The 14,340-nt window shown below is 39.7% G+C and carries 6 protein-coding genes; all 6 read left to right on the top strand.

Annotated features, from left to right (window positions below):
• Positions 1-383: 383 nt before the first annotated feature.
• Entirely contained in the window at positions 384-2,318 is a 1,935-nt protein-coding gene (locus HMPREF1495_RS03795; protein ID WP_034212195.1) for a thiamine pyrophosphate-binding protein, read from the top strand.
• 3 nt (positions 2,319-2,321) lie between these two features.
• A complete protein-coding gene (locus HMPREF1495_RS03790) occupies positions 2,322-3,272 on the top strand; it encodes an NAD-dependent epimerase/dehydratase family protein (RefSeq protein ID WP_034212193.1) in 951 nt (316 codons plus the stop codon).
• A 21-nt stretch (positions 3,273-3,293) separates the two neighbouring features.
• The gene (locus tag HMPREF1495_RS03785; protein WP_034212191.1) at positions 3,294-4,418 is read left to right on the top strand and encodes a class I SAM-dependent methyltransferase; all 1,125 of its coding nucleotides are present in this window, start codon (positions 3,294-3,296) and stop codon (positions 4,416-4,418) included.
• A 25-nt stretch (positions 4,419-4,443) separates the two neighbouring features.
• Positions 4,444-5,379, top strand: a complete 936-nt coding sequence (locus tag HMPREF1495_RS03780) for an AEC family transporter (protein ID WP_034212189.1) — start codon at positions 4,444-4,446, stop codon at positions 5,377-5,379.
• A gap of 30 nt (positions 5,380-5,409) precedes the next feature.
• A complete protein-coding gene (locus tag HMPREF1495_RS03775; RefSeq protein WP_034212187.1) occupies positions 5,410-5,790 on the top strand; it encodes a DUF1304 domain-containing protein in 381 nt (126 codons plus the stop codon).
• A gap of 417 nt (positions 5,791-6,207) precedes the next feature.
• A partial coding sequence (locus HMPREF1495_RS03770; RefSeq protein ID WP_034212184.1) for a MucBP domain-containing protein occupies positions 6,208-14,340 on the top strand: 8,133 nt, incomplete at its 3' end.

Below are 14,340 nucleotides of genomic sequence, written 5' to 3'. Positions count from 1 at the left end.
TTTATCCTGAATTATTCACAACGCAATAACCAACTTGATACATCTTAAAAATGGGCAGTCTTCTCCAAGGTAGAGTTTCTGAGTGGTTATTAAGTTGTCAAGTTCATTATTAGTTACCATTTAGACTGTGTACATAGAAATTATTCTGTATAGGAAAAATATAGATACAAGCTGTTGATAACTTGGACACAAAAAATTCGGTTGGAACAGTTACCAACAAAAACTCTACGAACTGAATCAATAATAATAAAATCAAAAGGCTTTGTTAAAAGCTATAATACTTATAAATCTTATGGTATAATCGTATTGATATTTTATAAATATTTTGGTCGTGATTTTGACTTGATATAAAATTTAAGTACTTAGAATTCAGGGAGAATACTATGAAAATCAAATTGAGCAATTATATTGCTAAAAGACTTGTAGAACTTGGAATAAGCCATGGCTTCAGTGTTACAGGCGGAGGAGCAATGCATCTGAATGACGGACTGGGACATCAGGAGGGTCTTACCATTACATATAATCATCATGAACAGGCCTGTGCAATGGCGGCTGAGGCATATGCCAGAATAAATAACCAAATGGCGGTGCTATGTGTTACCACAGGTCCCGGGGGAACAAATGCTATCACAGGCGTGCTCGGTGCATGGCTTGATTCGATACCGATGTTTGTAATTTCAGGACAGGTAAGGTATGATTGGACTGCCAGATACTCGGGAACAGGTATCAGAGCTATGGGAGATCAGGAGTTTGATATTTGTAAATCAATAGAGTGTATGAGTAAGTACAGTGAAATGATAACGGAACCTATGAGAATCAGGTATCTGGTTGAAAAATGTGCCTATCTTGCAACACATGGCAGACCGGGACCGGTTTGGCTTGATATACCGCTTGATGTACAGGGAAGTATTATAGAAGAAGATGAACTGATCGGTTTTGATATCGGAAATTATGAGTCCGGTGGTGACGGTTGGGCAAAGCCCTCACCATATAAGATTGATGTTGATAACAGAACAAAGTTAGATCTCGGTAATGAGCCGAAACCTTTATCAAGGGATGTGTTTATAGAAATTATTGACAGGATAAGAAAAGCAAAGAGACCTGTATTTAATGCCGGAAACGGTATCAGAATAGGAAATGCACATAAAGAGTTTATGGAGCTGGCAGAAATTTTAAATATTCCGGTTGTGGTAGGGTGGAACTCGGAGGACTGTATAGAAGTGGACCATCCTCTATACGCCGGAAGACCGGGAAATTTCGGGGACAGACCGGGAAACTTTACTGTGCAAAACTCAGACCTTTTACTGTCGGTAGGATCAAGATTGAGTCTCAGACAGGTAGGATTTAACTATAAAGGTTGGGCAAGAGAGGCCTTTACCATAGTAAATGATATTGATAAAGAAGAATTAAAAAAGCCTACCGTACATATTGATATACCTGTTCATGCAGACTGTAAGGTATTTATGCGACAGCTTATAGATGTATTAAAAGAGCAAAAGACGCCTGTATTTGAAGGCGGTGAAGGTCTTAAAGGAATGAGCTGGAATGAAACAGTTAAGTACTGGTTAAAGAAATATCCGGTCTGCAGAAAAGAATTCCTTGAAAAGGATGACAGTAAAAAAGCTAATGTATATGCTTTTATAAAAGAGATAGGTGACAGGGCAAAAGAAAATCAGATTACAGTGGTAGGAAACGGATCTGCCTGTGTGGTTGGCGGACATTCATACATTATAAAAAAAGGTCAAAGATTTATATCAAACTCTGCGGTGGCATCCATGGGATATGACCTGCCGGCCGCAATAGGAGCATATATGGCAAATATTGAAGGGAAGAGATTTGATAAAGAGCTGATACTTATTACAGGTGACGGAAGCATACAAATGAATTTGCAGGAGTTGCAGACAATAGTGCATCATAAGGCGGATATAAAAATATTCCTTATAAACAATGAAGGATATCACAGTATCAGACAGACTCAAAATAAGTTTTTCGGTGACAAGCCTTTGGTTGGAATCGGACCTGACAGTGGAGACCTCTCATTCCCAAGTATGGAAAAAATAGCAAACGCTTACGGTATAAATTATATCGGTGCAAAGACAAATTCGGAAATTGCGGATGCTGTTGAAAAGGCCTTTAAAGCCGAGGGACCTGTAATCTGTGAGGCCTTTGTAACTACGGAGCAAAACTTTGAGCCTAAGTCATCAGGTAAGCAAATGCCTGACGGAAGAATGGTGAGTCCTCCGCTTGAAGATTTGGTTCCATTCCTTTCAGATGAGGAAATGGACGAGAATATGATAATACCGAGGATGCCGGAGTAAACTATGAGAGTACTTATTACAGGAGCGGCTTCGTTTTTGGGTAGACATTTGGTGGAATACTTTCTCTCAAAAAATGAAGAAGTACTTGCTTTGGTCAGAGAAAATGCAAGAGGCAAAGATGAGCTTTTAAAGTATGAAAAAAACAATAAATTCAAGCTTATAGTTCTTGATATGAAGGATATAGAAAAACTGGACATAAATTTTGATATATGCATACATCTGGCGTGGGGCGGAATAGGCAAGACAGGAAGAATGGATAAAGCCGTTCAATCTGAAAATATAGATTTCGCAAAAAGGCTTATGAAAGTATGTAAGGAGAAGAATGCAAAAAGAATGCTCTTTGCAGGATCTCAGGCGGAATACGGACAGACTCTGGAGGATATACAAAAAGTATACGGTAAGGATTTTGACATCAAACAAATACCTTTACAGGATGAAAACTCATCAACTTCACCAAAATCGGAGTATGGCAAGGCAAAGCTCGAATTAAAAAAAGAACTTAAAAAACTTGGAGATGATTTAGGCATAGAATATGTGCATATGCGTATTTTCTCAGTGTTTGGAAAAGGCGATCATGAGACCTCTTTAATATCTTCCAGTATCAATAATTTTAGAGAAAATATTGATGTACATACCGGGGAATGTTTACAGTCTTGGAATTATATATATATTAAAGACCTTTGTTATGCGATTTACCTGCTTTCAACGAAGAATTTAAACGGGAATTATGTGTTCAATATAGCGGGTGAAGATAATAAGCGGCTTATGGACTATGTAAAGGATATGAAGAGGATATTGAAAAGCAACAGCAATATCATAGTTGAAAAAAGAGAGGCTGCAAGTGAGGGCACACCTTTTTTAAATCCGAGTATCGGTTTATTAAAGGAAATCGGCTTTAAAGAAGCTTATGGCTTTGGCGGCGGTATCATGGATATGTGCGATATCAAAGATTAGAAGCTATAGAGGAGAATATTTTTGAAAAAATGTATCAGTTGTAAAGGTTCATTACATGAACTTATGAAAATAGAAAATATGCCGGCAAGTGCACAGGATATTCCGACAAAGGAAGAGCTTGATAAAGACAGCGGTATAGAAGTATCACTATGTGTCTGTGAGGATTGCGGTCTTGTGCAGTTAAAAAATGATGCGGTATATTATTATAGAGATGTTATAAGAGCCGGCGGCTATTCCACAACAATGGAAGGCCTAAGAAAAAGCCAGTATAAACATTTTATAGAGTTTGCATCATTGGAAGGAAAGAAGATAATAGAGGTAGGCTGCGGCAGAGGAGAATTCCTCGGCATGCTCTCAGACTTTCCGGTAGAAGGGTACGGCACCGAACACAAAAAGGATCTTGTACAGATTGCAAAAGAAGCAGGACTCAGAGTGGATGAGGATTTCCCGGAGAGTGAAGATCATATATTTAAGAACGGACCTTTTGACGCTTTTATGTCTTTTAACTTCCTTGAGCATCAGCCGCATCCGAGAACATATTTAAAAGCAATATACAATAATCTATGTGATGAGGGTTATGGACTCATTACGGTGCCAAGCTTTGAATATATCATGGAGCAAAACAGTTTCTATGAAATTATTCCGGATCATATAGCTTATTACAGCTTTGAAAGCCTTACACATCTTTTAAATATATGCGGATTTGAAGTACTTGAAAAAGAAACGGTAAACAGAGACACCATATCAATGATAGTAAAGAAAAGAAAACTTCCGGATATTTGCTATATCATTTCAAAGAAAAATGATATAGCAACAGAGGTGCTTGAAACTGTAAAAAAATATGCAAAAGCGGGTAAAATAGCAATATGGGGAGCGTCACATCAGGGATTTACCCTCTGTGCAACCACAGGTATTGCAGATTATGTAGACTGTATAATAGATTCCGCACCTTTTAAGCAGGGAAAATATGCACCGGCATCACATATTCCGATTATTTCACCGGATGAGGCAAGGAAGAGAAAACTTGAGGCTATAATAATAGTTGCACCGGGGTATACAAATGAAATTGCAAATATTATAAAGACAACTTTTGAAAGCGTAATAGATATATATACTCTGATGACTGACAGGCTGAGCAGAATTTGACGGTAAAACGATAGAAGGAGTTTTAATGAAAGCTGTTGAAGTATTATTTCCGGTCTTCTTTATGATGTTTTTGGGATTTTTATCCCGAAAGTATTCGTGGATAAAGCCGGAACAAAATGAAGGGGCCAAGAAAATAGTATTTAATATATTGTTTCCATTACTGGTATATCATGTACTTGCAGAATCAAAGATTTCTGAAAGCTTTGTACCACAGATAATATATGTGGATGCGTTATGGATAATAATATATATAGTAGGAAAGATTATTGTGGGGAAGGGAGGAAAATATGCAAAGATTTCGCCATTCCTCTTACTTACCTGTGAAGGTGGAAATGTAGCATTGCCTCTATACCTAAGCATGGTGGCAAAGTCAAATGCGGTAAATATATTAACCTTTGATGTGGCAGGTATTTTAATAAACTTCGGATTGCTTCCTATACTGGTTACGAGGGAGCTTTCAGAAAAAGCGGATATAAGGGTATTATTAAAGAGAATAATCTTAAGTCCGTTTATGCTGGCGGTTATATTCGGAATAGTCTCCAATATGACAGGTGTTCAAGGACATTTGATGAACAGCAAACTTGGAAGTATTTATACATCTACAATAGAGATGGTGATCACACCTATTACCGGAATAATCCTCTTTACATTGGGTTATGAGCTGAAGATGGAAAAATCTCTACTGCTTCCGCTTTTGAAGCTGGGTATAATAAGGATATGCGGATGTGTAGTTATAATTATAGGATTTTTTATTTTCTTCCCGACATATATGGCGGATAATATATTTAAAGCCGGAGTATTATTATACTTTATGTGTCCGACAGGATTTCCGGTGCCGCTACAGATAAAGCCGCTTGTAAAAAGTGAAGATGAAGAGAACTTTATATCGGCATTTATATCATTGTTTATGATAACAGCTTTAGTGGCGTACAGTGTTATTACGTTAATATATATAAAATAAAAAACTCAAAAATATTATATAGGAGGATTTATGTTAAAAGCGGCAAAGATTTTAGCTGTATTGGCGGCAATTGAATGTTTTGGAATAATGGCTTTGGAAATGTTTTTCTGGCAGCAGGCCGGAATGAAAATCAATCCGAATATGACTGCGGACTTTCTTTCTCAGACAGTAACCATGGCTGCAAATCAGGGCCTGTATAACGGTTTTTTGGGTTTGGGTATTATCTTCGGTATGATAAGGAAAAATAAAGAAATGGTACTTTTGTCACTTTTTTGTATTATAGCGGCTGCAGCATATGGAGCTTACAGTGTGGACTTTGCCATAATATTTAAGCAGGGAATTATACCGGCAGCGGCGTTTGTATGTAACCTTATAGCCAGGGAAAAACGAGGTACATTGCGCTTTAGATAGGATAAAAACATAGAATAATATCAGAGTCGGGATAAGAAAATCCCGACTTTTTTATGCTTTAACACCGTTTAAAATCTTTAAAGTTCACTTTTAAAATGTGTTATTGTTTTTTAAAAAACTGTATAAATTTATTAATGATTTTTTATAAAACATATGCTATGATAATCGAGCACTGTTGATAAATGGATGTTTTAAGAAGATATTGAAGAGCTTTAATGATATGGAAAACCTAAGTGTTTTCAAAGCCCTTTGAAAAAATCTTAAGCAACATTTTGATTGTAGAGTAAGGGGAGGTAGTCATGAAATGTACACATAAATGGTAAAGTATTGAACAGGATATAAATAGCGGAGCAATCAAAAAGAAGGCTCAATAATTTTACAGTTTTAATATTTTTACTAAAGTATATAGGAGAAATAATGAATAATTTTAGAAAGCGACTGTTAGCCGCTCTTTTGTCATTTGTGATGGTTTTTCTGTCAATGAGTGAATTATTTACAGCTTATGCGGGTCCGCCCGGCATAGTAAACGATCCGGATATTTTGGCAGAGGTTACATACGACAGAAATGTTGTCAACAGCAGAGGAAACAGAGATTTCTATGTAGGAGAAGAGGTTTCGTTCTATGCAAATATTACGATATCGTCCACTACAAGGAGTATTCCGGGAGCATATGGAGTACTTTATCTGCCAAAGAAAGTATTCCCGTACATAAATTCAAGTAATATTTCTACTTGGATAAACAGACCGGCAAGCAACTTTTTGAGCATTGACAGCTCAGGCAGCGAATTTCACAAGGTTAAACTTAAATTTATAAGCCTTGGAGGCGGTACCACTCAGACAGTACCTTTTAAGGCAACAATAAAGGATCGCTCATTGGCAAATGATGAGACCTATGTGATTCCATACCAGGTATATGATGCAAATGATACTTTGCTTGAGAGTACCAACAGTACCTTTTCTGCAAAGACATATCCGGTAGGATATACAGATGAAAACAATAATATCAGAAGAGATTACTACTATGCACAGGGTACAAGCAGTTTACAAAACAATACAACTCTGGCAAACGATTTGGCTACATATGTTCAGTTCAATACAAGAAGAACAAACTGGCCGGCAGCAGGTACATACCACGGTACAGAGACAAAGATTGTAGGTGGTGACAGAAGAAAGACAAGAGTTACCGTACAGCTTCCTGCAAATGAAAACTTTGATACTACAGATACAAGAAACAGCAGCTGGACATATAATGCTGCAGACCATACTATAAGTAAGGATGTAGAGTTTCAAAGTAACTTAAACTATACCAATGAAGGTTTCAATATCAGATATAATAATCAGACGGTAGGTACACAGGCGTCTCCTGTAACAGTGGAATTCCCTATTACATGGCAGTATGTAAATGATGACGGTTCATTGGATACGGCTTCTCTTGAGAAGTCAAAGAGCTCTGTAAGATACTGGTCCTTCCCTAGGGTTCCGGCAACTGACAGAGGATTATATATGAGTAAAAGCGCCAGTCCATGGAGATTTACTTTTACAGACAGAGATAAGACAGAGCATGTTTACAACATGGGCTTTAACTGGAACTGGTACGTAGGTAATCCTGAAGAATACCCTACTATGGGAACATACCATACAAGAGTAAGTTCTGTAGTTGATACACCGGTTACAGATATGGAGCTTGTGGGATATCAGATAAGAGTCCTTAATCCTACAGGTAAAGTTGTAGATGCCTCAGGAACTATACAGACCATACCTGCGCTTGACAATACACAGCTTGCAGCTCTTTCAAACAACAAGCTTGTAGGTGTAAAGGATGACAACAGTGAGGAAGTAATTGCTACAAATGTTCAAATTACAAGTAATGCAAATGAGGTAAGACTTCCGACTCCTAAATTCTACAAGAAAATAGAGCTTAGGTTTACAAATCCTATAGAGATTCAGGCTCCTACAGGAAGAGTAGTGGATATAAGATACAGATTCCGTTTTGAAGAAAATGCATATAATACTGCAAAAGCGCAGTTGGCGTCAAAACCGAATAATGCAAGCAGTAATATTCAGACAAGAAATACTGCAACAGTAAACGGAGATAACGGTGCCGGAAGAACATGGACAGGTACCGGAAGTGACTATGTTACATGGACAAAGGCTTTTGCGGCAGAGTATGAGCATGATACACAGAATCAGAATCTTGGAACAAAGTATCTGAACGAAGAGTTCAGTATGACCGACAATATAAGATTCCATTACTTTTTACCGCCTGGTGGCAGAAAAATAAAAAATCCTAAGTTCTTCTTACTTGCAGATCCGGCACTTGAGTTTAAGAGTATACAGACAAGTATAGGACAGAATCCTGAACTTACACCGGCTGTTATGAGTAACTACAGAGTTGAGTATAACTTCAAGAACACAGGAAAGACAGCCTATATCTGGGATCTTCCGGATTTAAATATTCCTGAGGGAAATGACCGTTATCAGTATGTATATTTCAGCCCAAGATTTAAGACTACAAGAAATATGGCAGGCGGTCAGAATACTATCGATACATATTTGTCATGGGACAATAATGAAGAAGCTACTTCTAATGAAGTACTCGGTAAGTACGAAGATGTACTTGACCTTGATAATGACGGAAATACTACAGAGAAGTTCAGTAGTAAGAAGGCTACATATCTTTACTCACCGCCATTAGAGTTGATCCTTACAAAGAGATCAAAAAGAGCGGATTCAGATGTTGCTCAATATTCATCACTTACAACACCCGACAGCGAGCAGATAGTAGACTATAAGCTGAACATTTTCAATAACTCTATAACAGGAGTTAGCGGATTTACATTCTTTGATATCCTGCCACATGTGGGTGATAAGGCAATAGCACCTGATCAGCAGGGTAACTATGCCAGCAGAGGTTCAACATACAGACTTGGACTTACAGGTCCTCTTGATCCTAATCCGAACTATACATATGAATACAGTACAACCCCTGTTACAGAAGGAAATATAGCTGCCAACTATGCAGGAGCTACATGGACTTCATCAGTTTCAGACTGGTCAGCGGTTACTATGTTCAGAATAAAGATGAAGCCGGGATATACACTGGCAAGCGGTGCAGCGGATGATATCACATTCAGAGCAAAGATGCCTGATACCACTCCTCTTGATACCATGAACAAAGCGGTAAATACCTTTGCGGGATTTTCCGGAGACAACTATACAGGTGCATTTGAGGCACTCAGCAACGTTGTAGTACCAAAGAAGTATAAGATCAGCGGTAAGATCTACTATGATGTTCCACCTGCAGGCGGAAGCGGAAACGGTACATATCTTACAACCGATGATGACGTACCTGCAGCAGGCAGAACGGTAAGTCTCTATGATGCAAGCGGTAATCCGGTACTTGATGAAAACGGTAATCCGATGACTACCACAGCCAATGCAAACGGAGATTACGCTTTTGACAATATTTCAAGAGCAGGAACATACAAAGTAGTGATAACACCGGGAATAGGAGATACTATAAGTCCAAACCGTGTTAACTCTACATCACTTATAATAGGAAATGACTTTGCTAACGGAACTCAGGGAAGCAATCCTGTATTTGAAACAAGTGTTACACTTACACCAAGTGATGATAAGAAAACAGCAAATGCTGCGCTTGTGGCAAGTAATTCTACATTGAAAGTAAAATATGTAGATATGGCAGGAAATCCGATACCGCTTGATACCGGAAGCGGAAATGTGGCCGATACTGACAGCGTTCACGGCTTTAGAGATCCATATACGGTAACACCGCCTACAACACTTACAGGTGTGGCTAATTATGAGTATGCGGAGCCTGATCTTACAAACGGCAGACCTTTGACAGGAACATTAAATCCTGGACAGAATGTCGTAGTATTAAAGTACAAGAGAAAAACTGCAGGAAATATAACTGTAAACCACTTTGAAGTAGGTGGAAGTACACAGCTTTATACACCTGCGGGAGCGGCAGCACCAAGTGCAGAAACTTATGTAGGAACGGAAAAACTGGGACTGACAGAGAATCTTACAAACAAAGAAGCAGACATCGCCAACTTCGAGTATGTAAGCACGGAAGTAACAGGAGCACCTTCAGCGACATCGCCGACAGCTACAGGTGAAACAACAGTTACATACAAAGCTGCACCACAGACAGTAACCTACAGATACAAGAGAAAAGATGCTGCAAATATAACAGTAAACCACTATGAAGTGGGAGGAAGTACACAGCTTTATACACCTGCGGGAGCGGCTGCACCAAGTGCAGAGACAATCTCAGGAGCAGGAAAGCTTGGAACAACACAAAATCTTACAAACAAAGCTGCAGATATTGCAAACTATGAGTATGTAAGTACAGATGTTACCGGAGCATCAAGTGCAACAACACCGACATCGACAGGTGCAACAACACTTACTCACGGAACAAGCCCACAGACAGTAACTTATTACTATAAGAGAAAAAATGCGGGAGACGTTATAGTGCATCACTATGAGCAGGGAACAACAACACAGCTTGTACCTGATGTAACATTAAACGGAACAAATAAGCTTGGATTGCCATACAGCACAACAACACAGACAATTTCAAACTTTACGGTAGTAACAGTACCGACAAATCAAAACGGTACATACCAACCGGGAACACAGACAGTAACTTATTACTACAAGAGAAATGATGCAGGAAATGTTATAGTAAACTTTGTAGAGCAGGGAACAAACACTCCACTTAAGAGTCCTGAGACAAAGAGCGGAGCAGGAAAGCTTGGTCTACCATATACAACAACACCTGATACATTCGCAAACTATGAGCTTGTAAGTGCAACACCTACAAACCATACAGGAAACTATCCGCCGGCAGGAAGTGATATCACTGTAACTTATGTTTACAGAAGAAAGAATGCCGGAAATATCACAGTCAACCACTATGAGGTTGGAACAACAAATCAGCTTTACAAACCGGCAGGAGCTGCGACAGCAGGACCTGAAAACTTTAACGGAACAGGAAAGCTTGGATTAAGTGAGAACTTAACAAATAAGGCGGCAGATATTGCCAACTACGAGTATGTAAGCGTGGATGTAACAGGAGCAAGCGGTGCAAGCACACCGAATGCAAGCGGAGCAACTACAGCTACATATATAGCAGGCAATCAGGTAGTAAATTATTACTACAAGAGAAAAGATGCTGCAAATATCACAGTACATCACTACATTGACGGAACAACAGAACTTTACACACCGGCAGGAGCAACGTCTCCGGGACCTGAGACAATAAACGGTAGCGGAAAGTTAGGGCTTACAGAGAATCTTACAAACAAGGAAGCGGATATAGACAACTATGAGTTTGTAGGAGTGGATGTAAGCGGAGCTGCAAGTGCAACAACTCCAAGTGCAACAGGAGCAACAACCCTTACACATGGAAATACAGCACAGACAGTAATCTATAAGTACAGAAGAAAGAATGCGGGAAATATCGTAGTTAACCATTATGAGGTAGGCGGAAGTACACAGCTTTACACACCGGCGGGAGCGGCTGCACCAAGTGCACAGACCTTTGACGGAACAGGAAAGCTTGGACTTGTTGAAAACCTTACAAATAAGGAAGCAGATATAGCAAACTACGAGTTTGTAAACGTGGAAGTAACTGCGGCACCGGGAGCAAGTACCCCGACAGCTACAGGAGCTACAGGAGTTACATACAGAGCAGGAACTCAGACAGTAACCTATAGATACAGAAGAAAGAATGCGGCAAATATAACAGTCCATCACTACGAGGACGGAACAACAACAGAGCTTTACACACCTGCAGGAGCGGCTGCACCAAGTGCAGAGACAATCTCAGGAGCAGGAAAGCTTGGAACAAATGAAAACCTTACAAACAAGTCGGCTGATATAGCAAACTTTGAATATGTAGGAATTGATGTAAGCGGAGCACCAAGTGCAACAAGCCCAAGCAGCACAGGAGCAACAACCCTTACACATGGAAACAATGCACAGACAGTAATCTATAAGTACAAGAGAAAAGATGCAGGAAATGTTATAGTAAACTATGTAGAGCAGGGAACAAATACTCCGCTTAAGAGTCCTGAGACAAAGAACGGAGCAGGAAAGCTTGGTCTACCATATACAACAACACCTGATACTTTCGCAAACTATGAGCTTGTAAGTGCAACACCTGCAAATCATACAGGAAACTATCCGCCGGCAGGAAATGATATCACTGTAACTTATGTATATAAGCGTAAGAACTCAGGAAATATCACAGTAAATCACTATGAGGTAGGAACAACAAATCAGCTTTATACACCGGCAGGAGCGGGAACACCAAGTGCTCAGAACTTTAACGGAGCAGGAAAGCTCGGACTAAGTGAAAACCTCACAAATAAAGAAGCGGATATAGCCAACTATGAGTTTGTAAATGTAGACGTAACAGGAGCGGCAGGTGCAAGCACACCGAACGCAACAGGTGATACTACAGTTACATATCAGACAGGCAATCAGGTAGTAAACTATTACTACAAGAGAAAAGATGCTTCAAATATAACAATACATCACGTAGAGGACGGAACAACAACAGAGCTTTACACACCTGCAGGAGCGGCCGGCCCAAGTGCAGAGGTTATCTCAGGAGCAGGAAAGCTTGGAACAAATGAAAACCTTACAAACAAGTCGGCAGATATAGCAAACTATGAGTTTGTAAGCGTGGATGTAAGCGGAGCGCCAAGTGCAACAACCCCAAGTGCAACAGGAGCAACAACCCTTACCCATGGAAACAGTCCACAGACTGTTACCTATAAGTACAGAAGAAAAGACGTTGGAAATGTTATAGTTCACCATTACGAGCAGGGAACAACAACCCCTGTATCACCTGATGAGAACTTAAGCGGAGTAGGAAAGTCAGGACTTACATATACAACAAGCCCTGCAACAGTAGCAAACTACACAGTAGTAAATACAACCCCTACAGACCACACAGGAACATATCCAAATACCGGAACAACAGTAGTAACATATGAGTACAAGAGAAACGATGCAGGAAATGTTATAGTACATCACTATGAGGATGGAACAACAACACCGCTCGTACCTGATATCACAATGAACGGTACAGGAAAGCTCGGACTTCCATATACAACTACAGATCAAAATATTCCGAACTTTACACTGGTGAGCACACCGGCAAATCAGAACGGAACATATACAACCGGTAATCAGACAGTAACTTATTACTATAAGAGAAATGATGCAGGAAATGTATTGGTACACCACTACGAGCAAGGCACAACAACATCAGTAGCCCCTGATGAGACATTAAACGGTGCCGGCAAGGCAGGCTTACCATATACAACAAATGCAGCAACAGTAGCAAACTACACAGTAGTAAGCACAACCCCGACAGATCATACTGGAACATATCCTAATACAGGAACAACAGTAGTAACATATGAGTATGTAAGAAACAATGCAGGAGATGTAGTGGTACACCACTATGAAGAGGGAACTACAACACCGCTTGTACCTGATACCACAATGAACGGAACAGGAAAGCTTGGATTACCATATACAACTACAGAGCATAGTATTCCGAACTTTACATTGGTAGCCCAGCCGACAAATAAGAACGGAACCTATACTACAGGAAACCAGACTGTAACTTACTTCTATAGAAGAAATGATGCAGGAAATGTATTAGTACATCACTATGAGGCGGGAACAACAACATCTGTATCACCTGATGAAAACTTAAGTGGTGCAGGAAAGTCAGGACTTCCATATACAACAAGTCCTGTAAATGTAACAAACTTTACAGTAGTAAGTGCGACACCGACAGGACATACAGGAACATATCCTGCTACAGGAACAACAGAAGTAACATATCTTTACACAAGAAATGATGCTCAGAGTATAACTGTAAAATATGTAGAACAGGGAACAGGAACACCTCTGGATACAGATGATGTAATGGGAGGAGCCGGAAAGCTAGGACTTGCCTACACAACAACAGAGAAGAACATCCCTAACTATGAGTTGGTAGCACAACCTGCAAATAAGAACGGAACATATACAAACACACCACAGACAGTAATCTATGAATATAGAAGAATGCCTGCCGGAGATGTGACAACTATATATGTAGATGAGGACGGAAATGAGATAGATATACCTGAGACCCAAAACGGAACAGGAAAGCTCGGCCTTCCATACACAACTACATCAAAGACAATACCGAACTTCACATTAGTGAGTGTACCGCCTAACGCAACAGGAACATTCACACCGGGACCACAGACAGTAACCTATGTATATAGAAGAGCTGATGCGGGAGATGTAACCGTATACCACAAATCAGTATATGATAACAGCGACTTAAGCACCCCGACAGTACTTGACGGAAGCAGAAAGCTTGGATTACCATATACAACAACGCCGGAGACATACTCAGACTATGAGATAGATACAGTACCGTCTAACGCAACAGGAACATATGTAAGCGGAAGCCAAACTGTAACATATCTATATAAGAGAAAGCAG

This window comes from Lachnoanaerobaculum sp. MSX33, assembly GCF_000512995.1.
GTDB lineage: Bacteria > Bacillota > Clostridia > Lachnospirales > Lachnospiraceae > Lachnoanaerobaculum.
This window is presented reverse-complemented; position numbering and strand designations above follow the sequence as displayed.

Excerpts from the sequence above, each read along its gene's own strand:
- HMPREF1495_RS03795 (WP_034212195.1), top strand. The coding sequence starts at position 384 with ATGAAAATCAAATTGAGCAATTATATTGCTAAAAGACTTGTAGAACTT.
- HMPREF1495_RS03790 (WP_034212193.1), top strand. The coding sequence starts at position 2,322 with ATGAGAGTACTTATTACAGGAGCGGCTTCGTTTTTGGGTAGACATTTG.
- HMPREF1495_RS03780 (WP_034212189.1), top strand. The coding sequence starts at position 4,444 with ATGAAAGCTGTTGAAGTATTATTTCCGGTCTTCTTTATGATGTTTTTG.
- HMPREF1495_RS03775 (WP_034212187.1), top strand. The coding sequence starts at position 5,410 with ATGTTAAAAGCGGCAAAGATTTTAGCTGTATTGGCGGCAATTGAATGT.